The following is a 26,083-nucleotide window of genomic DNA, read 5'->3' as shown; positions in this document are numbered from 1 at the left end:
TGGAGCCTTTTTGGTCGCATGTCCAGGAGGGTCGGCCGAATGAAAAGCGTCAAGGCCGCGTAGCCGGGATGCATGGGGGGACTATGACGAACAATACCAGGCGTGCATCGATCGCGCGCAGCCGCACCATCGCAACCGGTACCCGCCGCGCCGGCCTGCTCTCCTCCACCGCCATCGCCACCACGCTCTCGGCCGCGCTGCTCTTCGCCTCCACCGGCGCCGAGGCGGCGTGCAACTACACGAGCAACACCACGACCAACGCGGCCTCGCGCAACTGCCTCAGCCCGCCGGCCACCATCAGCAGCGGGGTCACGGTGACCGGCCGCGGCCTCGGCGTCACCAGCCTCGGCACGGCGTCGGTCACCAATAACGGCGCCGTCCAGAACACCGCCTCCGGTTCCGGTTCGCTCAACGCGCTCGACATCACGGGCCTCAACGGCACCTACACCGCGACGAACGGCACCCTCAACGCGGCAGACGGCACCGGCCTGAACATGACGGTGGGCAATAACGCCACCATCGATATCACCGGCGGTTCGATCATCGCCGCCGGCGACGCCGTCCATGTCGGCGGAACGGCGCTCGGCACCGTGCAGATGACCAGCAGCGGCACGGTCTTCATCAGCAGCGGGGACGGCATCGACGTCACGGGCCGCAACGTCGCCGTCGACCTCACGAACAATACCATCCTCGCCAATGGCGGCGACGGCGTTCATGCCGCGGCGCTCGGCACCGCCACCGTCACCGTCCATGGCGGCATGATCACGGGCAGCCAGGACGGCATCGACGTCAGCGGTCTCACCGTCGGCGTCGATCTCACCAATGGCAACGTCAGCGGCACCGGCGGCGACGGCATTCGCGCCACCAGCCTGCTCGGCACCGCCAGCGTCACCACCAACAACACCAACGTCACCGGCGCCCAGGACGGCATCGATGTCTACGGCTCCGCGGGCGCCAGCGTCAGCACCACCTGGGGCAACATCAACGGCAATGGCGGCAACGCCATCAGCGCGACCTCGCTCGGCACCGCCTCCGTCAGCACGCAGGACAGCTCCGTCACCGGCTCCGCCAACGGCATCGTGGCGAGCGGGGGTAGCGCGGCCGTGACCGTCACTCGCGGCATCGTCACCGGCAGCGGCGGCAACGGCATCTCGGCCACCGCGCTCGGCGTGCTCGGCACCGGCGGCAGCAGCGAGGTGGCCTCGAACAGCGCCACGGTGAACGGCGCGACCAACGGCATCCAGTCGATCGCCGCCGGCATCGACACCACGGCCTCCAGCACGGTGACGGCCAATGGCGGCTCCGTCACGGGCGTGACGGGCTCCGGCATCTCCGCCATCGCCGTCGGCGGCAACGTCCTCGGCTCGGGAACGGGCGCCAGCGTGACGGTCGACAACCTGGCCACCGTGAGCGGCGGCAGCGCCGGCATCCTCGCGGTCGGCGCCAGCGTCGAGGGAAATCCCGCCGATTTCGATCCGAACGATCCGTCCACCTGGGCGCTCGGCGACGGTGCCACCAGCGTCAGCGTCACCAGCGGGCCCGCCAGCGACACCCTCGGCGGCAAGAGCAGCGTCACCTCCACCGCCGGCAGCGGCATCATCGCACTCGCCATCGGCAATGGCGGCAACCAGGTGGATGTCGACACCACCGAGGCCGATGTGCGCGGCGAGGCCGGGTTCGGCGTGCTGGCCGGCTCGATCGACAATGCCGGGCTCGGCGGCACGGTGAACATCACCACCGGCGACGTCTATGGCACGCAGGGCGGCGTGCTCGGCTTCAACACAAATGGCGACACCACGGTAAGCACCACCGGCACGGTCCAGGTGGCCTCCGGCGGACTGATCGGCATCGGTGCCGTGGCCATGAACAACGGCAATGCGTCCGTCGACTTCGACGGCGTCATCGACCCGCCGCTGATCGGCGCCGGTTCGCTCGCCATCGGCACCGGCACGGCCAGCACCACCACTTCCGGCAGCATCGACGCCGACCTGATCGGCGCCATCGCGGTGAATATCGGCGACGGCCATGCCTCCGTCGACAACAGCGCCGCCATCACCTCGTCGAGCGGCGCCTTCCCGCTCCTCGGCGTCGGCGCGGTCAAGATCGGCGACCACAACACGAACGGCCCGGCCGACGTCTATGTAAACAACGAAGGCACCGTCACCGGCTACGCGGTCGGCGTGCTCGGCCTCGCGGACGGGGCCGCCAACGATGTCGAGGTCCACAACAGCGCCGTCATCAGCGACAGCCTGGTCGGCGTGGCCGGTGTCGCGATCGGCGATGCCGGCGTGGACGGCAGCACCATCGTGGTCGACAATTCGGGCGCGATCGACGGGACGCAGATCGGCGTGCTCGGCCTGTCCTATGGCAATGACTACGACGTGCGGGTCTCGAACACCGGCGCCATCTTCGCGGACGCGCTCGGGGTCGGCGGCGTGGTGATCGGCGACGGGGCGGAGCTGAATGTCGGCAACACCGCCGCCATCGACGCCGAGTTCGTCGGCATGCTCGGGCTCGCGGTCGGCGACAATAACGAGATGCAGGTCGGCACCAGCGGCGCCATCGACGCCGGGCTGCTCGGCATGGGCGGCATCGCGATCGGCGACAACAACGGCGTCGGCATGACCGTGGACGGCAACGTTACCGCGGACATCGCGGGCGTGGTCGGCGCGGTGATCGGCGACAACGGCTCTGTCGATATCGAAAGCCATGGCGCGAATGTCGAGGCCGGCGTGCTCGGCATCGGCGCGCTGGTCGTGGGCGACAACAGCGAAGCGGTGATCGACGCCTATGGCGACGTCACCTCCAACGGCTTCGGCATCGTGTCGCTCGGCGTGGGCGACGGAAACACCGTCATCGCCCATGGCCACGCCACTACCAATGGAGACCTGCTCGGCGTCGGCGGTCTCAGCATCGGCGACAACGGCCAGGTCGACGTCACCGCCGAGGTCGCGAACGCCGCCAACGGGGTCGGCGTGTTCGGCGGCGCGCTCGGCACGGTCGGCAACGGCGTCGACATCAAGACCGGCGACGTCACCGGGCGCTATGCCGGCGTGGTCGGCGTGGTGACGGGCGACAATAGCGGGCTCGGCATCGAGACCTATGGCACGGTCACCTCGTCCGATGGCGTCGGGGTGCTGGCCATCCTGCAGGGTTCGGCAAGCGGCACCGGCATCTATGCCCATGACGACATTTCCGGCCGCTATCTCGGCGTCGGCGCGCTCACCATCGGCAGCGGCGACACCCTGAACGTCACCACCGAGGGCGCGGTCACCTCCTCCGACGGCATCGGCGTGGCCGGCGCGCTGATCGGCGACGGCAACACCGCCAACATCATCACCGACGGCGCGGTGACCGGCTATTATCTCGGTGCCGGTGTGCTCGCCGTGGGCGACGGAAACCAGGTGAGCCTCTATGGCCACGATTCGGAGACCGCCACCAATGGCGCGGCGGCGGCGGGCGTGGCGATCGGCGACGGCAACACGCTGAATGTCGGCATCCGCGTCGCCGACGGCACCGTGCTCGGCATCGGCGCGCTCGCGGTGGGCGACGGCAACCAGATCAACCTCACCTCCGACGTGTCGGCGACCGGCAGCGACGGGATCGGCATCCTCGGCGGCGTCATCGGCGACGGCAACCGCCTGCGCATGCAGAGCAGCGGCACCGTGGACGGCCGCTATCTCGGGGCCGGCGCGCTGGCCATCGGCGACGGCAACACCGTCGAGCTCAACACCTATGGCCAGGTGACCGCGACCGAAGGCCCCGGCGTCGCCGCCCTCGGGGTCGGCGACGGCAACAGCCTCACGGTGCGCACCGCAGGGGTGAACGCCGTCTATCTCGGCGTGGGCGCCATCAATATCGGCGACGCCAGCGCGATCGACGTCACCACCGGCGGCCCGGTCACGGTCAGCGATGGCGTCGGCGTGGTCGGCGCCGCGCTCGGTGCCGGCGGCAGCTCCGTCAACGTCACCACCAACGACACCGTCACCGCGCAGTATCTCGGCGTCGGCGGCATCGCCACCGGGGATTCGAACATGGTCTCCGTCGCCACCAACGGCGCCGTCACCGCGAGCGACGGGCCGGGCGTGATCGGTGCGGCCATTGGCTCGACCGGCAACACCGTCTCCGTCGCCACCAATGCCGGCGTCACCGCGCAGGGCCTCGGCGTCGGCGGTATCGTCACCGGCGACAACAGCTCGGTCACCGTCACCACGCAGGACGTGACCGCGGCGGACGGCGTGGGCGTGCTGGGCCTCGGCACCGGCAACACGGTCGGCGTGAACGTGACGACCAATGGCGCGATCACCGCCGAAGGGCTCGGCGTCGGCGGCTTCGTCACCGGCGACGGCGCGACCGTCAGCGTCACCAGCAACGGCCCGGTCACCGCGACCGGCGGGACCGGCATCGTCGGCGCCGCGCTCGGCACCGGCGGCACCGTCACCGTCCTCAGCAATGGCGCGGTCAGCGCCACGCAGGACGGCGTGCTCGGCCTCAACAGCGACGGCGACGCCACCGTCACCAGCAACGGGCCCGTCACGGTCGCGAGCGGCGGCACCTTCGGCGTCTATGCCTATGCCGCCGGCACCGGCAACGCCACCACCACCATCACCGGCGACGTCACCGCGCCCGTGATCGGCGGCGGCGCCTTCAGCAACGGCTCCGGCAATGCCACGCTGACTGCCACCTCCAGCATCCAGTCTGATCAGATCGGCCTGTTCGCCGGCAATGTCGGCACCGGCACCGTCTCGATCACCCAGAGTGGGCCGGTCACGGCCGGCATCGTGGGCGTCGAGGCGCAGAAGAGCGGCGACGGCAATGTCACCGTGGCGAGTTCCGGCCCGATCACCGCCGGCGCCGCCGGCATCGAGGTGACGAGCGGCGGCGGCACCGGCGACGTCTCGGTCACCGCGCTGTCCGATATCGCCGCCAACACCGGCATTCTCGTCAGCACCGACAGCCAGATCGGCACGGTCGCCGTCTCCAGCGCCGGCACCATCACCGCCGGCACCACCGGCATCGCGGTGACGCGCACCGTCGGCTCCGGCGCCACCACGGTCGCGACCGGCGCGGGCAGCGTCATCGGCGCGGGCGACACCGGCATTCTGGTGAACAGCGCCAGCGGCGATGTCGCCGTCACCACGGGCACCGGAAGCACCGTCGCCGCCGCCAATGACGCGGTCAACGTCACCAGCGCCGGCGCGGCCACGGTCACCGTCACCTCCGGCACCACCCTGCTCGGCGACGGCGATAACAGCGGCACCGGGAGCGCGGTGCGCGTCGCCGGCTCCGCCACCGCAAGCGTCACGATCGCCAGCGGCGCACAGGTCCGCGGCTCCGGCCAGGATCTGGCGGATTCGGTCATCTCCGTCGCCAGCACGGACGGGGCCTCCATCGCCATCGGCAGCGGCGTGCTGATCGCCCCGAACAGCTATGACGGCTCGCCGGCCAGCCTCGTCACCGCGGCGGGGCAATACGCCATCGCCGCCTCGGGCGGGGGAACCAGCGTCGTCAATGAAGGCACCGTCATCGGCCGGGTGAACCTCTCCGCCGGCAATGACAGCTTCGCCAACCTGTCCTCCAACACCTGGATCGTGACCGGTGCCAATGATTTCGGCACGGGTACCGACACGCTGAGCAATCCCGGGCGCATCGTCACCGCGCTGCAGGGCGGCATTGCCGAGACCACCGGCTTCCTCTCGCTGGAAAGCTTCGTGAACGGCGATCCCTCCGGCAGCGGCGCCGGCTTCCTCACCATGATCGACGAGGTGCCGGGCCAGCTCGCCTTCAACGCGGTGCGCGACACCACCTATGTCAGCGGCACCTTCAGCGGGGTCGGCAACAGCCGGCTGGGGGTCGATGCCTTCGTCGCCGGCCCCGGCTCCACCGCCGACGTGCTGGTGGTGGGCGGTCTCGATGCCAGCGGCAACCCGATCAGCGGCACCACGGTGAGCGGTCACACCTCGCTCGTCATCAACGACGTCAATGCCGGCGCCGGCGCCTACAACACGCAGGGCATCCTCGTGGTGTCGGTGGAGAATGGCTCCATCGCGCCGAATTCCTTCTCGATCGACCCGTCATCGAGCCATTACGACTCGCGCTTCGGCGGCGTCATCGACAAGGGCCTGTTCATCTACAACCTCGCCAGCTTCGCCACCTCGACCGGCGGCGTCGGCGAATTCCTCGTCAGCGCGCCCGATCAGGAGGCCTACGAGCTTCCCACCTTCATCACCGGCGCGCAGACCATCTGGCACGAGACCGCCGACATCTGGCTGAACCGCCAGGCGGATCTGCGCTCCTACTTCCTCAATCCGCAGCCGACGACGACCACGACCATCGTCACCAAGGAGCACGGCCTCGTCACCAAGGCGGTTCCCTCGGCGACCCCGGACGTCACCCCCGGCGTGTGGGCCAAGGCGGTGGGAAGCTGGATGTCGCGTGACAGCCACGCCAGCTACAGCGCCTATGGCAACAGCTACGGCTATGACACCTCCTACAACCAGGACACCTACGGCTTCATCGCCGGTGCCGATTTCGGCCGGACCACCGACAACGACACCTGGATCCTGGGCGTGATGGGCGGCTACGTCACCTCCTCGCTCGACTTCAAGAGCTCGCGCACCTCGGGCGACTATTCGGGTGGCACGGTCGGCGTCTACGCCACCTACATCAAGGACGGCTTCTTCGTGGACGGCCTCCTGAAGGCCGATATCCTGAGCCTCGACTACAATGCGCCCTCCCTCGGCGGCTTCGGCTACACCGGCGGCAAGAGCGACGTGACCTCGCTCGGCGTCACCATCGACACCGGCTACCGCATGAACTGGACCGAGAACCTGTTCATCGAGCCGGTGGCGACCTTCTCCTATGTCAACACCCGCATCGACGACCTCGACGGCATCGCCGGCAGCAACGTCCTCTTCAAGGACGGCGACAGCGTGCTCGGCAGCATCGGCGCGCGGATCGGCGGACGGTTGTTCGAGACCGAGAGCTACTATGTCGAGGCCTCGGCGACCGGCCGGCTCTGGTACGAATTCGCCGGCGATAACACCGTCACCATCGACACCCTCGGCTCGCCCTTCACCGTCGCCGACAATTTCGACGGTGCCTATGGCGAGATCGGCGGGAGCCTGAACTGGTTCGCCAAGACGAGCGGCTGGAACGGCTTCCTCAACGCCAATGTCAAGTTCAACGGCGACTTCACCTCCGGCACCGCGCTGGCCGGCGTGCGCTATCAGTGGTGAGACGGCCTGTCGTCCTCCACATTTTCAGGGGCCGGTCCTTCAGGACCGGCCCTTTTGCATCGGCCCCGCCGGTCCTTCAGGACCGGCCTGTTGCATCGGCGCCGCCGGTCATTCGGGACCGGCCGGCCGCATCGGTTCCCGCCCCCCGTTCCTGCCAGGGATGCCCCTCATGACCCGCTCCGCACTCCGCCACTGCCGCGTTCCGGGCGCCACGGCCCTCGTGCTCGGCCTTCTCGCCGGCGCCCTCGCCGGGCCGGCGCTCGCCCAGACCGGCCCGGCAAAGCCGCCGGCGGGCAAGCCCACGACGGAAAAGCCCGCGGCGCCTCCCGCCGCCCCGGCGCAGGAGGCGCCGCCGGTGCGCACCGAGACGGTGACCTATGGCAACTGGACGGCGACCTGCCGCGACAGGGTAGGCGCCGTCTCGCAGCGCACCTGCTCGGCCATCCTGCGCATCACCAACACCAAGAGCCGGCAGGACGTGCTGATCTGGGAGATCGGCAACGACGCCGCCAACAATCCCGTCACCGCCCTGCGCACCCCGCTCGGCGTAATGGTCAAGGAGGGCGTGAGCATCGCGCTCGGTTCCGGCAAGCCGCGCAAGCTGGACTATGTGCTGTGCGATGCCCGCGGCTGCGAGGCCTCCGGCCCGTTCGATGCCGGCTTCGCCCGGGAACTGGGCGCAGCAACCGAGGCCGCGGTTTCCTTCACCCCGATCAACAGCAAGCCGGTGACCCTCACCATCCCGCTCAAGGGCATCGCCGACGCGCTCGCCGCGCTGCGGCGCCAGCCGCGCTAGAACACCCGGCGCGAACCCTGATCGACGGATCGGAAAGCTCCGGGGGCGGATGACTTCACCGAGCCTCGCCAGCGCCAGCGCCGGATCGCGGCCGGCGAGGCATCGCCGTCCGTCGGCCCAGATAAGCCACATTCGCGACGACAAGGCGTGTGAAAACCATCGCACGGCGCGAATGATGCATGTCCTCAGACCAAAAGATATGCGGAGGTCTCGTCCGAATACGACGAACGTCTAGACAGGCTGCCGTCGCCACGAAGGTCCATATGACCCTGCCCCTTGTCGACCGGTTGAATGTGCGCGCCGACACGGCGATGCCGATCTACCTCCAGCTGGAGGAACAGGTCGCCGCCATGATCGCCGACGGCACCCTCGGTGCCGGCGATACCCTGCCGGCGGAACGCCATCTCGCCAGCGCGCTGGGGCTGAGCCGCAACACGGTGCAGCGGGTCTACGCAGCGCTGCGCAGGCGCGGCCTCGTCATGGCCCACGGGCGGCTCGGCTATGTGGTGCAGAAGCCGGCGGCGGTGTCCGGCATCAACCGGCTGAAGGGCTTCACCGAGGAAATGATGGCGCTCGGCCGCAGGGCCAGCAGCCGGGTGGTGGAGAGCGCCGTGGTCACCGACCGCTCCATCGCCTCCATCTTCGGGCTTCCCTCGGAAACCGAGTTCCTGCATCTGGTGAGGGAGCGTTATGGCGATGGCACCCCCCTCGCCCGTGAGGTGGCCTGGTACAACATCGAATACTGCCCCAGCCTTGCGCAGGCCGACCTCTCCGGCTCGGTCTATGCCCACCTCGCCAGCCACGGCGCCGCGCTCGGCCATTGCGAGCAGAGCATCGAAGCCGCCTTCCCCAACGCAGCGGAAAGCGCGGTGTTCGGCTTCACCTCCCCCATGCCGTGCCTCCTCATCAAGCGTCGTTCCTTCGACCAGAAGGAGCGCATGATCGAATATGTCGAAGGCCTGTTCCGCGGCGACGCCTACACCTATCGCATGACCCTGGAAGCCTAGGCCGCAGCGAAAAGGCGGCGTTCGCCATAATTGGCACCGCTTTTGCGATCTCTGCTCGTCCTGTCCGCTGCGCCGTGCGGCGGCAGATGTCTTTGCGTGCACAGCAGGAACCCATGGGACCGCAAGTCGTACCCGTCGCCTCCGATCTCGAATGCCCGCCGGCCGCCGATGTCGTCATTGTCGGCGGCGGCATCATCGGCACTTCGAGCGCCCTCTATCTCGCCCAGCGCGGGCTGCGGGTGGTACTCTGCGAAAAGGGACACATTGCCGGCGAACAATCGAGCCGGAACTGGGGCTGGTGCCGGCAGGCCAAGCGAGACCCTCGGGAATTCGAGCTGATCCGCGAGGCTCTGGGGCTCTGGCGCGGAATGGACGCGACCGTCAGTGCCTCCACCGGCTTCACCACCACCGGCATCATGTTCTCGGCCGCCGACGATGCGACCGAGCAACGCTTTGCCGACTGGATAAAGGAAGCGGCCGACGCCGGCATCCATGCCGAAATGGTATCCGGGGCCGCAATGGCCGCACGGATGCCCGGCGACACCTCGCCTTCGAAAGCGGCACTGTGGTGCCCATCGGACGGGCGAGCCGAACCGCAGAAGGCCGCCCCGGCCATCGCGGAGGCCGCGCGCCGTCTGGGCGCGGTCATCCTCACCGATTGCGCGGTGCGCGGCATCGAGACCGGAGGCGGGCGCGTCATCGCCGCGGTCACCGAGCGCGGGCGCATCGCGACCTCGAACGTCGTGGTGGCCGGCGGCGCCTGGACCCGGCGCATCCTCAAGGATGTCGGAATCGACCTGCCGCAGCTCAAGGTGCGCGCCAGCGTGCTGCGCACCACCCCGATCGAGGGCCCGCCGGCAGCGCTGTGGGACCATGAATTCGCGTTCCGCCGACGCGAGGATGGCGGCTACACCCTCGCCAACGGGCATGTGAACGTCGTGCCGATCGTGCCCGACAGCTTCCGCTTCTTCCTCGACTTCCTGCCCGCGCTCTCGATGGAGCTGTCCTCGCTGCGGCTGCGCCTCGGCCCGCGCTTCGTGACCGAGTGGAACGAGGCGACGCCCCGCCCCTTCGACCAGACGTCGCCCTATGAGGAGGCCCGCGTGCTCGATCCGGCGCCGGATCGCGGTTATCTCGATCAGGCCTTCGCCGCGCTCAAGCGGCGCTTCCCGGCCTTTGAAACGGCGCGCATCGCGCAGTGCTGGGCCGGCTTCATCGACGCGACGCCGGATGCGGTGCCGGTTATCTCGCCGGCCGATACCGGCAAAACCACGATCTCCGGCCTCATCGTCGCAACCGGCTTCTCCGGCCATGGGTTCGGCATCGGGCCGGGCGCCGGCCATCTGGTCGCCGACCTCTTGACCGGGAGCAGGCCGATCGCCGACCCCGCCCCCTACCGCCTCTCGCGCTTCTTCGACGGAAGCCGCCCCCGCCCGGTCGCGGGTCTCTAGCGCATTGCGTGAATCCGGAGCCCTTTCCGGCCGGCCCCCCTGACCGGAGACGGCGCCGGAAACCGATACATCCTTCGAACGGAGTGCCCGCCGTGGTCGAAACCATTGCCCGCCGCCCCATGCCGCGTTCGCTCTATGCGGCGACGGCGGCTCCCGCCCCTCAGACCGCGCCGCTCGCCGGCGACCGCATGGTGGAGGTCGCCATCATCGGGGCCGGCTTCACCGGCCTGTCCGCCGCGCTGCATCTTGCCGAGGCCGACATCGCGACCATCGTGCTGGAGGCAAGCCAGATCGGCTGGGGTGCCTCGGGGCGCAATGGCGGGCAGGTCAATCCGGGCTTGAAATGGGAGCCGGAGGAGCTGGAGCAGCGCTTCGGCTCCGACCTCGGCGGCCGCATGGTACGGCTCGGCCATGAGGCGCCCTCCCTCGTCTTCGACCTCATCGCCCGCCACGGCATCGACTGCGCGGCGAAGCGCGGGGGCACCCTGCGGGCCGGCATCACCCCGAAATCGGTCGCCGGAATCCGCGACTTCCAGCGCCAATGGAGCGCCCGCGGCGCCGATGTCGTGCTCGCCGATGCGAAGGAGATGGCGCGCCTCACCGGCACCGGGGCCTATAGGATCGGCGCCCATGACCGGCGGGGCGGGCAAGTGAACCCGCTCGGCTATGCCCGCGGCCTCGCCCGCGCCGCGCTCGCCGCCGGCGCCGAGATCTTCACCGACACCCCGGTCACGCAGCTCGTTCGCGGCACGCAGGGCTGGAACCTCTCCACCCCCGGCGGACGGGTGACGGCCAAGCGCGTGATCCTCGCCACCAACGGCTATTCGGACGACCTCTGGCCCGGGCTGCGGCGCAGCGTGATCCCGGTGTTCTCCTCGATCACCGCCACCGAGCCCCTGTCCGATGAGGTGCGCAACACCATCATGCCGGGCGGCGTGGTGCTGTACGAGATGTCCTCGACCTATGCCTACTATCGCATCGACGATGCCGGCCGCTTCCTGATGGGCGGCCGCTCGGTGCTGCGCGAGGCGACGCAGCCGGAGGATTACCGCGCGCTGGTCAGGCATGCGGTCGAGCTGTTTCCGATGCTGAAGGCGTTCGAATGGACCCATCGCTGGAACGGGCGGGTCGCGGTGACCTGGGACCACCTGCCCCACATCCACGAGCCGGAGGTCGGGATCCATATCGGGCTCGGCTATAATGGCCGGGGCGTCGCCATGGCGACCGCCACCGGTCGCATGCTCGCCCGCCGCGCCGCCGGGGGCGGGCCGGAGACGCTGGACCTTCCAGTGACCCGGATCCGCCCCATCCTCGGCCATCTCGCCTGGCCGCTGGCGGTGAAGAGCCGGCTGAAATGGGACCGCTTCCGCGAGAAGATGGATCGCTGAGGAACGTTCGGCCGGCAGCGGGCCTTCGCGGCCGCCCCTGAAAACGCAAAGGCCCGGAGAGCTGTCTCTCCGGGCCTTTGTCGTTCGAGCCTGCCGAAGCGGTCCGCGTCACGCCACCATCGTGCCGCGCAGGCGTTCGGAGCGGCGGCGCAGCAGTTCCAGCGTCGTCATCAGCACCGCGGCGAACACCACCAGCATGGTGGCGGCGGCAGTGATGGTCGGCGAGATCTGCTCGCGGATGCCGGAGAACATCTGCCGCGGCAGGGTGCGCTGGTCGGGACTGGCGAGGAACAGCGCCACCACCACCTCGTCCCACGAGGTGACGAAGGCGAACAGCGCGCCGGAGATGACGCCCGGCGCGATCAGCGGCAGCGTCACGGTACGGAACGAGGTCCAGGGCGACGCGCCGAGCGAGGCCGCCGCGCGGGTCAGCGAGCGGTCGAACCCGGTCAGCGTCGCCGTCACGGTGATGACCACGAAGGGCGTGCCGAGCATGGCGTGGGCCATGATGAGGCCGAAATAGGTGTTGTTCAGCCCCACAGAGGCGAAGCCGAAGAACATCGCCACCGCCACGATCACGATCGGCACGATCATCGGCGAGATCAGGATCGGCATGATGAGGCCGGCCCATGGCACGTTGCCGCGCGACAGGCCGAGCGCGGCCAGCGTACCGAGCCCGGTCGCCACCACCGTCGAGCACACCGCGATGATGGCGCTGTTCTGCAGCGCGATCCGCCAGCGGTCATCGGTGAAGAAATCCGCATACCAGCGCAGGCTCAGCCCCGGCAGCGGATAGGTGAACCACGGCTCGCTCGAAAAGGAGAGCGGCATGATGACGAGGATCGGGCCGACCAGGAACAGGAAGACGAGGGCACAGTACACCGCAAAGACGAAATAGGTGAATTTCTCGCGCGGCGTGGCATAGGAGGGTGCGAGCATGGCGGATCACCCGAGCTTGACTTTGTCGATACCGACGAAACGGTTGAACAGCGCATAAAGCCCCAGCGTGATGAGCAGCAGGATGGCGCCCAGCGCCGAGGCCTGCCCCCAATTCATCTCGCGATTGGTGTAGAGCGCGACGAAATAGCTGATCATCTGGTCCTGCGGGCCGCCCACCAGCGCCGGCGTGATGTAGTAGCCGAGCGAAAGGATGAAGGTCAGCAGGCAGCCCGCGCCGACGCCCGGCAGGGTCTGCGGCATGTACACCGACACGAAGGCCCGGAGCGGCCCGGCCCCCAGCGAGCGAGCGGCGCGCACATGGGCGGCGGGGATCGACTTCATCACCGAATAGATCGGCAGGATGGTGAAGGGCAGCTGGATCTGCGTCATCGCCAGCACGGTGCCGAAGCGGTTGAAGATGAGTTGCACCCGTTCGGTGGTGATGTGCAGCGCCAGCAGCACGTCATTGATGACGCCGCTGCTCTGCAGCAGCACGATCCACGCCGTCGTCCGCACCAGGATGGAGGTGGTGAAGGGCAGCAGCACCAGGATCATCAGCAGATTGGCGTGCTTCGGCGGCAGGATGGCGAGCAGATGCGCCACCGGATAGCCGAGGATCAGCGTCGCCGCCGTCACCAGGAAGCTGATCCAGATGGTGCGGAACAGGATGTCGAGGAAGATCGACTGGTCGGGGAAGTTCCGCACGATCGCGCCGGTCGCGTCCTGGCGCAGGTCGAGCGAATTCAGCAGGTAATAGGGCGTGTAGGTGCGCCCCGCGCGCTTCATGATCGCCCAGAAGGGCACCGAGCCCCATTCGGGATCGGCGGCGAGGAACTTTTCCTTCCACGGTCCGCCACCGCCGGCGTCGATCAGGCGGCCGGCCTTGAGGAAGCGCGAGCGCGCGCCCGGCACCTCGTAATTGATGCGCTTGCCGACGCCGGCCGTGGTGCGGTCCTTCTGGGTCTGCACCAGATCCGCGGCGAAGGCGGCGAAAACCGGCTCGTCGGGCGTCGCCGTGCCGTCCCAGTCCTGCAGGGCGGCGATGGTCTTGGGCAGGGCGTCGCGCACTTCGGTGTTCTCGATGGCGCGGAACATCATCAGCCCGATCGGCAGCACGAAGACCGCCAGCACGAAGATCAGCAGCGGCGCCACCAGCGAGAGCGAGCGCATGCGGTTGACGCGTTCGGCCCGCCTGAGCTTGGCCTTCAGCGACGTGGTGTCCTCGCGGACCAGCCCGCCGCCCTCGGACGTGAGTGCCACCATATCGGTGTCCCTTCGACTTTGATCCGGTCCTCCGTGGGAAGGGGCCGGCACGCCGGAAGACCGGCCGGGCGCGAGAGGCCCGGCCGACGGTTCTGCGGTCGTTCAGGCGCCTGGGAGCGTTGTGTTCCCGGCCGCCGTCGCGCCGTGGTCGCGCCTCACTGGGCGATCCAGGTGTTGAAGCGCTTCAGCAGCTCTTCCTTGTTGTCGCCCCAGAACTGCACGTCGTTGGCGAGCGCGTTCTTGAGATTTTCCGGCGCGGTCGGCAGGTCCTTCAGGATCGCCGGCTCGATCTTCGGCACCGCTTCCAGCTTGGCCGGGCCATAGGAGATGTACTTGGTCTGCTCGGCCTGCGGCACCGGGCTCTGGGCGAACTCGATGAACTTGTAGGCGGCGTCCATGTCCTTCACGCCCTTCGGAATGGCCCACAGGTCCCAGTCGAGGAGCTGGCCGTCCCACACGATCTTGAAGTTCTTGCCGTCCTTCTTGTTGGCGTCGAAGATGCGCCCGTTCCACGCGGTGGTCATCACCACCTCGCCGGTCGCCAGGAGCTGCGGCGGCTGGGCGCCGGCTTCCCACCAGACGATGTCCTTCTTGATGGTGTCGAGCTTCTTGAAGGCGCGGTCGACGCCTTCCTTGGTCTTCAGCGTGGCATAGACCTCGTTGGCCGGCACGCCGTCGGCCATCAGCGCGAATTCGAGATTGCCGAAGGGGCTCTTCTGCAGCGCGCGCTTGCCGGGGAACGTCTTGGTGTCGAACAGGTCGGCAATGGTCTTCGGCCCGTTCTTCAGCTTGTCGCCGTCATAGGCATAGATGGTGGAGTAGATGATCGTGGGGATGCCGCAATCATTGGTGGAGCCCTTCACGAAGGCTTCCTTGCCGCCGAACTTGGAATAGTCGATCGGGGTGAGGAAACCTTCGTCGCAGCCCTGCTGCACCGTCGCGGAATCGACGTCCACGAGATCCCAGGTGGTATTGCCGGACTCGACCATGGCGCGGATGCGCGCGGCCTCGCCGTTATACTCTTCCTCGGTGATCTTGGTGCCGGTCTTGGCGGCGAAGGGCTTGAAATAAGCCTCCTGCTGGCTCTTCTGATAGGCACCACCCCAGGAGGTGATGGTGAGCCCTTCCGCCGAGGCGGCGCCGCACATCGCCGCGAGCGCGAGCGCGGAAAGGGTGAGGGTGAACGGCTTAAACGTCATGGTCGTTCCCTTGTGGATCTGTTGGGTGCGGCAGATGTCTGCTGGAAGGTGGCAGTCGTTTTCTGGAAGGCGTCGGGTCGAAAGGCGGGCGGGCTCAGGCGGCGTCGAGCGCGCGGCAGTCTTCCGCGCGCCAGCCCAGCGGAATGCGCGAACCGATGTCGAGCGGGGGCCGATCCTCGGCATTCCCGACCTTGACGACCACCTCGCCTCCGCTGTCGAGCACGCAGCGCACGCGCAGATGGTCGCCGAGATAGATGATCTCCGCGATCTGGGCCTCGAACCGGTTGTCCATCGCCTCTCCGTTGGGGGCGATCTTCACGCGCTCGGGGCGGATCGAGAGCAGGCAGTCCTGGCCGACGCGGGCCGCGTCGGTCAGGGTGGCGGCGACGGTGTCGCCATTGGCAAGGCTGACCTTGCACACCGCGCCGTCCGCAGACTGGATGCGTCCGGGCAGGCGGTTGTTCTCGCCGATGAACTGGGCCACGAAGGAATTGGCGGGCCGCTCATAGAGCTCGGAGGGCGGGGCGATCTGCTGGATGATGCCGGCATTGAACACCGCGACGCGGTCCGACATCGTCAGCGCTTCGCTCTGGTCGTGCGTGACATAAACCACGGTGATGCCGAGGCGCTCGTGCAGATGGCGGATCTCGATCTGCATATGCTCGCGCAACTGCTTGTCGAGCGCACCGAGCGGCTCGTCCATCAGCACCAGCTTGGGTTCGAAGACGAGGGCACGGGCCAGCGCGACGCGCTGCTGCTGGCCGCCCGACATCTGGCCCGGCATGCGGCCCCCGAAGGCGCCGAGATGCACCATGTCGAGCGCCTTGGCGACCCGCTCGGCGATCTCCGCCTTGGCGACGCCACGCACCTTCAGCGGATAGCCGACATTCTGCGCCACCGTCATGTGGGGAAACAGCGCGTAGTTCTGGAACACCATGCCGATGTCCCGCTTCTCGGGCGGCACGGCGTCGATGCGGTCGCCGTCAAGCATGATGTTGCCGACCGTCGGCGTCTCGAAGCCGGCGAGCATCATGAGGGTGGTGGTCTTGCCCGAGCCCGACGGGCCCAGCAAAGTGAGGAACTCGCCGCGCCTGATGCGCAGATTGAGGTCCTTCACCACCAGGATCTCGCCATCATAGGTCTTCTGGACGCCGGCGAACTCGACGAAGCTCTCGGAGGCGCTGACGGGCAGTTTCATGCGGCCTCCTGCGGGCGCTGGGCGGGGAGGAGCCGGACCGGGCCGTAGCCCGCCCGTCCTTCGACCTTGTCTTTGGTCATCGACATCATCGGTATCGTCTTCCGGCACAGATCGAACACGACCCATCTCCCGCAAGCACCGTGCCAGATGCGCGGTGCGGCCCCCGAGAGGCCGTCGTCGCGCAGTATTGGGAGGAAAAAATATTTCCGTTCAGCACGTTGGCGCGAGGCTGCGCACCGGCAGCGCCGATCCGGCCATCGGGTGCTTCGGCACGCCGCGCAACGGCGCCGGGGCGCCTCCGACAGAGGTGCGACATGCTGGAATGACTAGAATTTAGGCGAGCCTCTTCTCACAGCGGAAGGGGCCGGAGCGCGTGCGCGGAAACGTAAAGGAAAAGACCCCCGCCCCGTCCGTACAGCACTGTACGGATTTTTCGGGATATGCGGCGAGCCGGTTCAAATATTCGGAATGCTGATGCGTGCCACAAGATAAAGCGATCAGCGGAGCACAGCTTGCGCAACAGCAGAACGGGGATGAAAAGGTCGGGTGGGCGCCGGATTCAGCGGCTCCGGCCGGCGCGGAGATGTTGCGGACGCTGTGGCACACGTCCGGCAAGCGCATGGACGGGGCCGGACCGGCAGGGCGCTCCCGGAGAACACGACCGGTCTCCACGCACCGTTTCGCCTAACGTGGAAGCGGCCCGACGGGGGTTTGTGACGCTTTTAGATGCGATTCCGCAGCAATCGGTGCATTTACATTCTGTTGGGCCGCGATGACCCCGTCGAGGTTGAGTGCCGGGTAGCGCTCGCCCACCGCCTCGATGTCCGCCCGCATTCGCGCGATCACCCAGTCGCGCAGATCCGCCACGATGGGGCGCAGCGGCTTTTCGCGGGCGCGGACGAACTGGCAGTGCCGGCCGGTGGTCATCACCCGCTCGCCGAGCGGCACCAGCGCGCCCATTCTCAGCCAGTGGCAGCACACGTTCAGCCAGCCGAGCGCCACCCCCTGCCCCAGCATCGCCGCCTGCACCACGATGGCGTAGTCGCCGAAATTCATCGACGGCAGCGCCCCGCCCGGCGCATCCGGGTAGAACAGATGCGACCAGTCCGGCTGCGCCTCGGTGAGATGGATCAGCGTCGCCAGCGGGGGATCGGCGGCGCGCCCTGCGGAGGCTTGTCCGGTGGCGTCCCGATAGGCCGGGCTCGCGATCGGCATCAGCACCTCCGGCATGATGTAGCTCGCTTCGTGCCGCACATCGGGGCCGTCGACGAAGCGCATGCCGAGGTCGACATCGCTCACCGGCCCCGTCACCGCGCCCATCACCAATTGGAAGCGCAGTTCCAGCGAGGGAAAGACCCGCTTGATCTCCGCCATGCGCGGCATCATCCAGTGCGTGGTGAAGCCGGTGGAAACCGAGAGCGTCACCGTCTCCACGCCCGCCCTGCGATCCTCGATCTCCTGCAGCGCGTGCTCGATGCCGGAGAAGCCGCGCGCGATCGCCTCATAGAGGATGCGCCCGGCATCGGTAAGCGCCACCCCGCCATGCAGCCGGTCGAACAGCACGACGTCGAGATGGTCCTCCAGCCGCCCCACCATGCGGCTCACCGCGGCGGGGGTCACATTCAGCTCGGCGGCGGCGCGGGCAAAGTTACCGCAGCGGGCCGCGGCCTCGAAGGTGAAGAAGCCGTTCATGGACGGCAGGCCGAGCCGGATCTTGCGCATTTACATGGTGTAATGCCGGCCGCATTCTTTTTCAATTGAACGCCGCCCGCTTCGCTGGTCTCGTGAGAGCCGACCCGCCGGCCTCGCCGGCCCTTTTCCCGCCTCCAAGGACCCAGCCCGATGACCTTCGCCAACTTCAAGGTGCTCACCTTCGACATCGTCGGCACGCTGATCGACTTCGAGGCCGGCGTGCTCGATGCCGTGCGCAGTCTCGGCGGCCCGAAGGCGGCAGCGGCGAGCGACGAAGAGATCTTCGAGCCCTACAAGCGCGGGCGCGACGCCAATTACGGCCGCTCCTCCTTCGCCATGAAGGAAGTGTATCTGCACCTCGCCCGCGAATGCGGCTTCCGCGACGACGAAGCGACCGCCGACGCCTTCCAGCTTGCCTGCCTGCGCTGGCCCGCCTTTTCCGACTCGGTCGAGGCGCTGCGGCGCCTGCGCCGCAACTTCCGCCTCGTGGCGATGACCAATGCCGACCGCACCGCCTTCACCGCCTATTCCCATACGCTCGGCAACCCGTTCCACGACGCCGTCACCTGCGACGAGGCGCAGTGCGCCAAGCCCGACCCGCGCTTCTTCGCCTTCAACCGCGGCCGCCAGTCGGCGCTGGGCTACCGGCAGGACGAAATCCTGCATGTCGCCCAGAGCCAGCACCACGACATCGGCGTTGCCCGGGCCGAGGGCTACACCGTCTGCTGGATCGAGCGGCGGCAGGGCGTCGGCGGCTGGGGCGGCACTCCTGCGCCGAAGAGCTTCACGACGCCGGACTTCCATTTCTCGACTCTGAAGCAGCTCGCCGACGCCATCGACGCCGAGCGTGGCACCCTCGCCCCCGCAGCCGCCGCCTGAGGCGCTCCCGTCCGATGGGCGTCCCCTCCCCCACGGTCCGGCCCCTTGCCGGCCTCGCCTGCGACGTGCTCGTGATCGGCGGTGGATCGGCAGGCTGCGTGCTCGCCGCCCGGCTGTCGGAGGACAGCGCGCGCCGAGTAGTGCTGGTGGAGGCCGGGCAGGACATCACGGGGGACACCATCCCTGCCGATGTCCGCTCGCGCTATCCGGGCCGGGCCTATCTCGACACCGGGCGCATCTGGAACCGCCTCACCGCGCTGATGGGCGGCGCTGGCGGCAATGCCCCCCGCCTGCCGCGCCGCTACGAGCAGGCGCGCATCCTCGGCGGCGGCTCGGCCATCAACGCGCTGATGGCCAATCGCGGCGCGCCCGGCGACTATGACGAGTGGGAGGCGCTCGGCGCCGAGGGTTGGGGCTGGGAGAACTGCCTGCCGGTTTTCCGCGCCATCGAGGCCGACCACGATTTCGACGGCCCCCTCCACGGCCGGGACGGCCCGATCGCGGTGCGCCGCATCTCCGACGACGCCCTCTCGCCCTTCGTCGCCCGGGTGATGCAGACCCTCGACGCCCGCGGCTGGCCCATCCGCCCGGACCAGAACGGAGTGTGGGAGGATGGCACCTATCGCGGCGCGGTGGCGGTGAGCGACGCCGGCGAGCGCCAGCCGACTTCGCTCGCCTATCTCACACCCGATGTGCGTGCCCGGTCCAACCTCACTGTCCTCACTGGTCACCACACGCGACTCATCGTCCTCGACGGGAACAGGGCAACCGGAGCCGAGATCGAGGGCCCCGGCGGGTTGCACCGCATCGACGCGAAGCAGGTGGTCCTCAGCGCCGGTTCCATCCACACCCCGGCCCTGCTGCTCCGCTCGGGCATCGGCGCAGGGGAGCATCTGCGTGCGCTGGGCCTGCCGGTCGCAACCCATCTGCCAGGGGTGGGGTGCAACCTCATGGAGCATCCCTCGATCGCGGTAGCAACCTGGCTTCCGCCGGGGTTGCGCGAGCGCAATGACGGGGAGCACCACGAGCAGGCGATCTGGCGCTACTCCTCCCGCCTCGGGGACGCACCGGCCGGCGACATGCACGCCGCCATACTCTCCCGCGCCGGCTGGCACGCGGTCGGGCGCAGAACGGGATGCCTGTTCTTCTGGGTCAACAAGTCCTATTCCCGCGGCCATGTGCGGCTCGCTTCGCCGCATCCGCACGCCGAACCCGATGTCGACTTCCGCATGCTGAGCGACGAGCGGGACCTCATCCGCCTCACGGATGCGCTGCGCAGCGGTGCTGAAACCCTTATGGATCAACGGCTCGACGGCGCACGCGACGTGGTTTTCCCGGCGAGCTACACGCCCCGCGTCGCCCGCATCGCCGGCCCCGGCCTGTGGAACGGACTGCAGCGCGGATTGCTGGCCGGCCTGCTCGACGCCGCCGGACCGCTGCGGGCCGAACTGATCCACGCCGCTGTCACACAGGGCATCACCGTGCGGAGGCTGCTCGCCGATCCGCTGGCGCTCGCCGATTTCGTGCACGCCAATGTCGGCGGCACCTGGCACCCATCCGGCACCTGCCGCATGGGCCGGTCCGGTGATCCGGCGGCGGTGACGACCCCCAGAGGTCAGGTACTCGGCATGGAGGGCCTCAGGATCGCCGATGCCTCGCTGATGCCGGCGATCCCGCGGGCCAACACCAACATGCCGACCCTCATGATCGCCGAGCGCATCGCCGCCTTCATCCGCGCCGGACGCTGAGCGCCGACCCGTCAAGCTGTCGGCGCGGCTGGAGCATTCTCGAACGAAACGGACACCGGTTCGCTGGCAGAAATGCGACCAGTCAATAAGCTGGAGTCATTCATGGATTCCGCGAAACGATGAATGGCTCTAGCTTTCGTCCGGCAGTGCCGTGCTGTGCAGCTCTCGCACCAGCGCCAGCCAAGCCTGCGCGGCGGCGGAGAGAAAGGCCCCGCGCCGCCATGCCATGGCCATCACCCATTCGGTGCCCGGCTCGTCGAGACGCACCAGCCGCACGGCGGGATCGAGCCGCTGTTCGGCGATGAGGCGTGGGAGAAAGGCGACGCCGAGCCCGGCCGCAACCAGTTGCACCATGAAGTCGATCTGGCTGCTGCGGGCCACCACCTGCGGCTCGAAGCCGGCCCGGCGCGCCACGTCGAGGATGATGCGGTTCAGCGCGAAGCCGGCATCGAACAGGATGAAGGCGCTGTCGCGCAGGTCGGCGATGCCGATGCTGACCCGCCCGCCGAGCGGATGGCCGGCCGGAAGCAGCGCCATCAGCGGTTCATGGCGGACCTGCTGCCATTCGAAATCCTGCGAGGTGGGCAGCAGCGCCCCGGCGAAGTCGATCTCGCCTGCCCTCAGGCTCTCCTCGAGTTGGTCGCTGCCATGTTCCGCGAGCCTGACCTCGATGCCCGGATAACGCTGGCGATAGACCGCGAAAAGCGGAGCGAACAGCGTTGCGCTGCCCACCGGCGGCAGGCCGAGCTTTAGCACGCCACGTTTCAGCCCGCGGATTTCCGAAAGTTCTGCAATGAGATCGTCGCGCTCCGCGAGCAGCTTGACCGCGCGCCGATACACCACTTCGCCCACCGGCGTGAGCAGGCTGCGGTGCCCGATGCGATCGAGCAACGGCGCGCCGATCTCGTCCTCAAGCTGCCTCACCGCCTTGCTGACGGTCGACTGAGTGGCGAAGACGGCCTTTGCCGCCTGCGAGAAGCCACCTTGCCGGACGACCTCGACGAAGGCCCGCAGGGTACGGAATTCCACCGAAATTCCCATTTCGAATAAATTTTAGTCAGACAATTCATTTTCATCATGCTGGCAGCGGACCTATACCGTCAAGGAAGAGGTTCGCCATGGCTTTGCTCGATCCCACATCGCTGGAACTTTCGCCCCGCAGGGTCGCGCCCGTGCGACATCTCGCTCGCCGGGCTCGTCACACCCCCTTGGCCCAGGCCGGGCTCGTCACCGGATTCTGGATGGCCGGAGAAGCTCTTGTGCGGGCCGGCGGAATTCCGCTGCCGGGCGGCATCGTCGCCCTCGTCGCCGTACTGGCGCTCCTCGCCAGCGGCCGGCTGAGCGCGCTCACCGTGCGTCGCGGCGCGCACTGGCTGCTCGCCGACATGCTGCTGTTCTTCGTGCCGGCCGTGCTCGCGGTTCTGGAGCACCCCGAATTGCTGGGGCTGCTCGGCCTGAAGATCCTGTTCGTCATTCTCGCCAGCACGACGGCGGTGATGGTCGTCACCGCACTCACCGTCGATCTGTGCTCCCGCTGGAGGGCCCGCCATGTGGACGCCATCCGCTGAATCGACGGCGCAACTGCTCTTCTGGTCGGGTGTAACCGTAGGCTTCTATTTGGCGGCGAAGCGGTTGTACCTTCGCTTCCCGCGCTGGTGGCTCTCGCCGCTCGCGGTGACACCGCTGCTCATCGGAACGGTTGTGCTTGCCTGCCACGCCAGCTATCGCGACTATATCGGCGCAACCCATTGGCTGGTCCTTCTGTTGGGTCCGGTGACCGTCGCTTTCGCCATCCCCATCTACGACCAGCGCAACCTCATCCGCCGGCACTGGCCGGTGCTGGTTGCCGGCATGGTGATGGGGAGTGCAACCGCCATCGGCACGAGTTGGGCCCTCGCCACCGTGGTCGGCCTCGACGGCCCGCTCCGCCTCAGCCTGCTGCCGCGCTCGCTCAGCACCCCCTTCGCGATGGAAGTGTCTGGAGAGATTGGCGGAATCCCCGATCTGACCGCGGTCTTCGTCGTGCTGACCGGCATCGCCGGAGCCGCGCTCGGCGATGTGATCCTCGCACGTCTTCCCATCACCACTGCCATGGCACGGGGTGCGCTGTTCGGTGTCGGTGCGCATGGCGCCGGCACGGCACGGGCCCACCAGATCGGAGAGACCGAGGGCGCGGTCGCCGGCCTCGTCATGGTGCTGGTCGGGCTGCTGAATGTCGTGGCGGCCCCGATGGTGGCTCATCTGCTCCACTAAGACACTATCGGATAAAAGAAAAATGGCCTCGCCTGTCCGGCGAGGCCATCTGTCCAACCGGAGTCTTCCGGACGCTCAGCGGCGCCGGAGGGTGGCCGGCACGGGCTTGGGTTGCGCCTTGCGCGCCCGCGCGTCGTCCATCAGCTCGTACCACATGGCGTTGAGCACGGCGAAGGCGGCGGCGAGCGGCAGGCCGAGAAGCCAGGCGAAGTACCACATGTTCCGAAACTCCCTGTCTCAATAGGCGTGGCTGCCGTCGCGCCCGATCTCGCGCGGATCGACCTTGCCCCACAGCACCCGGTAGACCCAGGAGGTGTAGGCAATGATGATCGGCACGAAGACCAGCGCGCAGACGAGCATGATGAACAGCGTCAGATGGCTCGAAGACGCATCCCAGACTGTGAGGCTGGAACGCGGATCGACCGAAGACGGCAGGATGAAGGGGAACATGGACAGCCCGACCGTGGAGATGATGCCGAGGATCGAGACCGAGCTCAGCAGCCAGGAGAACCCGCCCTTACCGGCCCGCAGCAAGGCCAGGCTGCCCAGCGCCCCGACGAAGCCGAGCGCCGGCGCCAGCATCATCCAGGAATGCGTGGCGTAGTTGACGAACCACGCGCCCCGGGCGAGCTCCACGCTCTTCGCCAGCGGGTTGGATGGTCCGCCGGCGACGATCTCGCTGGTGATGCGGTAGCCGAAATGGCCGAACCAGAGCCATGCTCCGCCGATCGCGAACAGCACGATGGTTGCCACGGCCGCGAGGCTGCCGAACGCACGCGCCCGCTCCGCGATCGGACCATCCGTCTTCAACATCAACCAGCCGGCACCGTGCATCACGAGCATGGTCACGGAAAGGAGACCGGCAAGCAGGCCGAAGGGGTTCAGCAGCTCGAACAGCGTCGTGCCGTCATAGAAGACCCGGAGGTCGCCATTGAAGTGGAAAGGCACGCCCTGCAGCACATTGCCGACCGCGACGCCCATCACCAGCGCCGGGACGAGGCCGCCGATGAAGAGCGCCCAGTCCCAGCCGTTCCGCCATGCCGCGCTGTCGCGCTTCGAGCGGTATTTGAAGCCGACCGGCCGCAGGATGAGCGCGAACAGGATGGCGAACATCGCGAGGTAGAACCCCGAAAACGACACCGCGTAGAGCGGCGGCCACGCCGCGAAGATCGCGCCGCCGCCGAGGATCAGCCACACCTGGTTGCCTTCCCAGACCGGGCCAATGGAATTGATGACGGTGCGGCGCTCAATATCCGTCTTGGCGACGAAGGGCAGAAGAATGTCCGTCCCGAGGTCGAAGCCGTCCATCACGGCGAAGCCGATCAACAGCACGCCGAGCAGCAGCCACCAGATGACCCGCAGGGTATCGTAGTCAATGAGCGTGTGAAGGATCATGGCACCTTACTCCGCGGCGACGAGGTTTGCGGGGATGAGTTCGGCTTCCGGCTCTTCGTCCGGTTCCGGCCCCTTGCGGATGGCGCGGAGCATCAGCGCCATCTCGATCACGATCAGCACGGTGTAGATGCACACGAAGCCGACGATGGTGGTGAGCACGGTGGCCGCGCCGAGGCTGGAAACCGCGGCGGCGGTCGGCAGCACACCCTCGATGATCCAGGGCTGGCGGCCGATCTCCGCGACCACCCAGCCGAATTCGGCCGCGATCCAGGGCAGCGGGATGGCGAGGACCGCGATCCAGAGCAGTCCCCGGTACCGGTCGAGGGTGCGGCGGGCCGACAGCCAGAAGAAGGTGGCCATCAGCGCGATGAAGAACAGGCCGAGGCCGACCATGATGCGGAACGACCAGAACAGGGTCGGCACGCTCGGCACGGTATCCCAGGCCGCGGCCTTGATCTGCTCGGGCGTCGCGGTGCGCGGATCATCGACATAGCGCTTCAGCAGCAGCGCATAGCCGAGGTCGGCGCCGTTGTCCTCGAAGGCCTTCCTGTCGGCATCCGACACGGCGGCGCTGCTGCCCGCGGCGCGGATCTTCTGCAGGGCGTCGAAGGCGACGATGCCGCTCTTGATCCGGTCCTCGGCGCGCTCGGTGAGCTGGTCGATGCCCGGGATCTGGGTGGTGAGCGAACGTGTGGCGATCAGGCCCATCGCCCACGGAATGCGCACCGCGAAATGGGTCTCGCGGTCCTTCATGCTCGGCAGGCCGAAGGCGGTGAAGGCGGCCGGGGCCGGCTCGGTCTCCCACATCGCCTCGATAGCGGCGAGCTTCATCTTCTGATGCTCGGTGGTCAGATAGCCGCTCTCGTCACCGAGCACGACAACCGAGAGCGCGGCGGCGAGACCGAACGATGCCGCGACCGTCATCGAACGCTTGGCGAGTTCGACATGCCGGCCCTTCAGCAGGTACCAGGCCGAGACGCCGAGCACGAAGATCGACGCCGTCACATAGCCGGCCGAGACAGTGTGCACGAACTTCGCCTGCGCCACCGGGTTGGTCAGCACCTCATAGAAGTCCGCCACCTCCATGCGCATGGTCTGCGGATTGAAGGCCGCGCCCGCCGGGTTCTGCATCCAGCCATTGGCGATCAGGATCCACAGCGCCGAGAGGTTGGAGCCGAGCGCGACCGCCCAGGTCGTGATCAGGTGCCCAACCTTGGACAGCCGGTCCCAGCCGAAGAAGAACAATCCGACGAAGGTCGCTTCCAGAAAGAAAGCCATGAGACCCTCGATCGCCAGCGGCGCGCCGAAGATGTCTCCGACATAATGGCTATAGTAGCTCCAGTTCATTCCGAACTGAAACTCCATCACGATGCCGGTTGAGACACCGATCGCGAAGTTGATGCCGAAGAGAACGCCCCAGAACTTCGTCATCTGCCGCCAGATGCGACGGCCGGTCATCACATAGACCGTCTCCATGATGGCCAGCAGGATGGAGAGTCCGAGCGTCAGCGGCACGAAAAGGAAATGGTAGAGCGCAGTCATCGCGAACTGCAGGCGCGATAGGTCGACGACGTTGAGTTCCATGGTCGGGTTCCGGTAGCGTCCGGTCTCCTGATCGAGGCGCGCCGCGCAACCGC

The 26,083-nt window shown here is 67.9% G+C and carries 19 protein-coding genes; 9 read left to right on the top strand and 10 right to left on the bottom strand.

What is annotated here, in order from left to right; translation table 11 throughout:
• Positions 1-83: 83 nt before the first annotated feature.
• The 5 genes from MWN34_RS09545 to MWN34_RS09525 all read left to right on the top strand — a co-directional run bounded on the left by MWN34_RS09545 (position 84) and on the right by MWN34_RS09525 (position 11,880).
• Positions 84-7,238, top strand: a complete 7,155-nt coding sequence (locus MWN34_RS09545; RefSeq protein WP_247028762.1) for a hypothetical protein — start codon at positions 84-86, stop codon at positions 7,236-7,238.
• Positions 7,239-7,407: 169 nt separating this feature from the next.
• A complete protein-coding gene (locus tag MWN34_RS09540) occupies positions 7,408-8,034 on the top strand; it encodes an invasion associated locus B family protein (protein WP_247028761.1) in 627 nt (208 codons plus the stop codon).
• A 263-nt stretch (positions 8,035-8,297) separates the two neighbouring features.
• Positions 8,298-9,041: a GntR family transcriptional regulator gene (locus MWN34_RS09535; protein WP_247028760.1), complete on the top strand. Its 744-nt coding sequence runs from the start codon at positions 8,298-8,300 to the stop codon at positions 9,039-9,041.
• Between the two features lie 113 nt (positions 9,042-9,154).
• Positions 9,155-10,492, top strand: a complete 1,338-nt coding sequence (locus MWN34_RS09530) for an NAD(P)/FAD-dependent oxidoreductase (protein WP_247028759.1) — start codon at positions 9,155-9,157, stop codon at positions 10,490-10,492.
• A gap of 92 nt (positions 10,493-10,584) precedes the next feature.
• Complete coding sequence (locus MWN34_RS09525) at positions 10,585-11,880, top strand: NAD(P)/FAD-dependent oxidoreductase (protein WP_247028758.1); 1,296 nt, start codon at positions 10,585-10,587, stop codon at positions 11,878-11,880.
• A 108-nt stretch (positions 11,881-11,988) separates the two neighbouring features.
• Here the strand turns inward: MWN34_RS09525 and MWN34_RS09520 are convergent, their stop codons facing one another.
• The 6 genes from MWN34_RS09520 to MWN34_RS09500 all read right to left on the bottom strand — a co-directional run bounded on the left by MWN34_RS09520 (position 11,989) and on the right by MWN34_RS09500 (position 18,201).
• Positions 11,989-12,819, bottom strand: a complete 831-nt coding sequence (locus tag MWN34_RS09520; protein ID WP_247028757.1) for an ABC transporter permease — start codon at positions 12,817-12,819, stop codon at positions 11,989-11,991.
• A 6-nt stretch (positions 12,820-12,825) separates the two neighbouring features.
• On the bottom strand, positions 12,826-14,082 hold the full coding sequence (locus MWN34_RS09515) for an ABC transporter permease (protein WP_247028755.1): 1,257 nt from the start codon (positions 14,080-14,082) through the stop codon (positions 12,826-12,828).
• 155 nt (positions 14,083-14,237) lie between these two features.
• On the bottom strand, positions 14,238-15,281 hold the full coding sequence (locus MWN34_RS09510; RefSeq protein ID WP_247028753.1) for an ABC transporter substrate-binding protein: 1,044 nt from the start codon (positions 15,279-15,281) through the stop codon (positions 14,238-14,240).
• Positions 15,282-15,375: 94 nt separating this feature from the next.
• Complete coding sequence (locus MWN34_RS09505; RefSeq protein ID WP_247028751.1) at positions 15,376-16,479, bottom strand: ABC transporter ATP-binding protein; 1,104 nt, start codon at positions 16,477-16,479, stop codon at positions 15,376-15,378.
• Positions 16,476-16,598, bottom strand: a complete 123-nt coding sequence (locus MWN34_RS19605) for a hypothetical protein (RefSeq protein WP_281502942.1) — start codon at positions 16,596-16,598, stop codon at positions 16,476-16,478. The genes MWN34_RS09505 and MWN34_RS19605 overlap by 4 nt, the downstream gene beginning before the upstream one ends.
• Before the next feature lie 565 nt (positions 16,599-17,163).
• The gene (locus tag MWN34_RS09500; RefSeq protein WP_247028749.1) at positions 17,164-18,201 is read right to left on the bottom strand and encodes a LysR family transcriptional regulator; all 1,038 of its coding nucleotides are present in this window, start codon (positions 18,199-18,201) and stop codon (positions 17,164-17,166) included.
• 120 nt (positions 18,202-18,321) lie between these two features.
• On the opposite strand from MWN34_RS09500, the gene MWN34_RS09495 reads away from it, so the two are divergent.
• Together MWN34_RS09495 and MWN34_RS09490 are read left to right on the top strand one after the other, a co-directional pair.
• Entirely contained in the window at positions 18,322-19,050 is a 729-nt protein-coding gene (locus MWN34_RS09495) for an HAD-IA family hydrolase (RefSeq protein WP_247028747.1), read from the top strand.
• Positions 19,051-19,064: 14 nt separating this feature from the next.
• Positions 19,065-20,798, top strand: coding sequence for a GMC family oxidoreductase (locus tag MWN34_RS09490; protein WP_247028745.1), 1,734 nt, complete (start codon positions 19,065-19,067; stop codon positions 20,796-20,798).
• Positions 20,799-20,927: 129 nt separating this feature from the next.
• On the opposite strand, the gene MWN34_RS09485 is transcribed toward MWN34_RS09490, so the two are convergent.
• On the bottom strand, positions 20,928-21,827 hold the full coding sequence (locus MWN34_RS09485; RefSeq protein WP_247028743.1) for a LysR family transcriptional regulator: 900 nt from the start codon (positions 21,825-21,827) through the stop codon (positions 20,928-20,930).
• A gap of 89 nt (positions 21,828-21,916) precedes the next feature.
• Between MWN34_RS09485 and MWN34_RS09480 the strand changes: the two genes are divergently transcribed.
• Positions 21,917-22,366, top strand: coding sequence for a CidA/LrgA family protein (locus tag MWN34_RS09480; protein WP_247028741.1), 450 nt, complete (start codon positions 21,917-21,919; stop codon positions 22,364-22,366).
• Positions 22,347-23,051, top strand: coding sequence for an LrgB family protein (locus tag MWN34_RS09475; protein ID WP_247028740.1), 705 nt, complete (start codon positions 22,347-22,349; stop codon positions 23,049-23,051). The genes MWN34_RS09480 and MWN34_RS09475 overlap by 20 nt, the downstream gene beginning before the upstream one ends.
• Before the next feature lie 75 nt (positions 23,052-23,126).
• On the opposite strand, the gene cydX is transcribed toward MWN34_RS09475, so the two are convergent.
• The 3 genes from cydX to MWN34_RS09460 are packed head-to-tail and all read right to left on the bottom strand — an operon-like array spanning position 23,127 to position 26,030.
• Positions 23,127-23,270 (bottom strand): cytochrome bd-I oxidase subunit CydX, encoded by a 144-nt coding sequence (cydX, locus tag MWN34_RS09470; RefSeq protein ID WP_247028739.1) that lies wholly within the window; start codon positions 23,268-23,270, stop codon positions 23,127-23,129.
• Positions 23,271-23,288: 18 nt separating this feature from the next.
• Positions 23,289-24,446 (bottom strand): cytochrome d ubiquinol oxidase subunit II, encoded by a 1,158-nt coding sequence (gene cydB, locus MWN34_RS09465; protein WP_247028738.1) that lies wholly within the window; start codon positions 24,444-24,446, stop codon positions 23,289-23,291.
• A gap of 6 nt (positions 24,447-24,452) precedes the next feature.
• Positions 24,453-26,030: a cytochrome ubiquinol oxidase subunit I gene (locus MWN34_RS09460; protein ID WP_247028737.1), complete on the bottom strand. Its 1,578-nt coding sequence runs from the start codon at positions 26,028-26,030 to the stop codon at positions 24,453-24,455.
• Positions 26,031-26,083 lie beyond the last annotated feature (53 nt).

Source organism: Ancylobacter crimeensis (assembly GCF_023016805.1).
GTDB classification, from domain to species: Bacteria; Pseudomonadota; Alphaproteobacteria; order Rhizobiales; family Xanthobacteraceae; genus Ancylobacter; species Ancylobacter crimeensis.
Note: the sequence above shows the minus strand (reverse complement) of the source record. Positions and strands in the feature narration are given on the sequence as shown.